Origin of the sequence: Priestia sp. JV24, assembly GCF_025910025.1 — a bacterium.
Classification (GTDB): domain Bacteria; phylum Bacillota; class Bacilli; order Bacillales; family Bacillaceae_H; genus Priestia; species Priestia megaterium.
In genome coordinates, this window is sequence record NZ_JAPCIN010000041.1 from 1 (window position 1) to 894 (window position 894).

At 42.2% G+C, this 894-nt stretch carries 1 protein-coding gene; it reads left to right on the forward strand.

Annotated features, from left to right (window positions below):
- Positions 1–322: 322 nt before the first annotated feature.
- A partial coding sequence (locus OK414_RS27900; RefSeq protein ID WP_264363552.1) for a reverse transcriptase N-terminal domain-containing protein occupies positions 323–894 on the forward strand: 572 nt, incomplete at its 3' end.

Genomic DNA, 894 nt, shown 5'->3' on the forward strand with positions numbered 1-894 from the left:
GTGCGTCCCGCATCTTACCCGGAGTAAAGAACCTACCTACCCCTATCGTATCTGTGGAATGTGGAACTTGGTAAGCCCTATGTCATCTGTGTAAGCAGTAGGATGACTGCAAAGTCAAACAATGTGACAGAGGGTATGGGATATGAGAAAAAGCGAAAGCCGTTACCCTGAAAAGGGACAGGAAAGCAAGGAAATTGTATAACTGGACGGATACTGTCGTCTTCACAGATAATGACAGGCTCGAAAGAGCGCCTACTTCTCATGGGTCTTCAACACGAAAATAAATTTGTGGCTATCTTCTAACGAAAAGGAGCGTGCTGTTATGAATACCTCACTACGAGCGTCGACGCACGTCTCGCATAAAGGTTGGTACTCTATTGATTGGAATACTGTACAAAAATATGTAACGAAGTTACGACAAAGAATTTATCGTGCCGAACAACAGAATCAACGAAGAAGAGTAAGAAGACTTCAACGTTTACTCCTCCGGAGTAAAGCAAATTTACTACTCTCCATTCGCAGAGTGACGCAACAAAATAACGGTAAACGAACACCTGGTGTAGATGGCTATACTGCCTCACAACCAAACGAACGTATCAAACTGTACCAACAACTACTAAAATGGAATGTTTTTCAGCATCGTCCAAAGCCAGCGAAACGAACGTTTATCGCTAAGAAAAATGGGAAGTTAAGACCCTTAGGTATTCCGACAATACGAGATCGAGTTTATCAAAATGTCGTCAAGAACGCATTAGAACCGCAATGGGAAGTTAAGTTCGAAGCCACTTCTTACGGTTTTCGTCCTAAAAGAAGCACACATGATGCCATAAGCAATCTCTTTAACAAGTTGAACACGAATAGTAAGAAGAAGTGGGTATTTGAAGGAGACTTCTT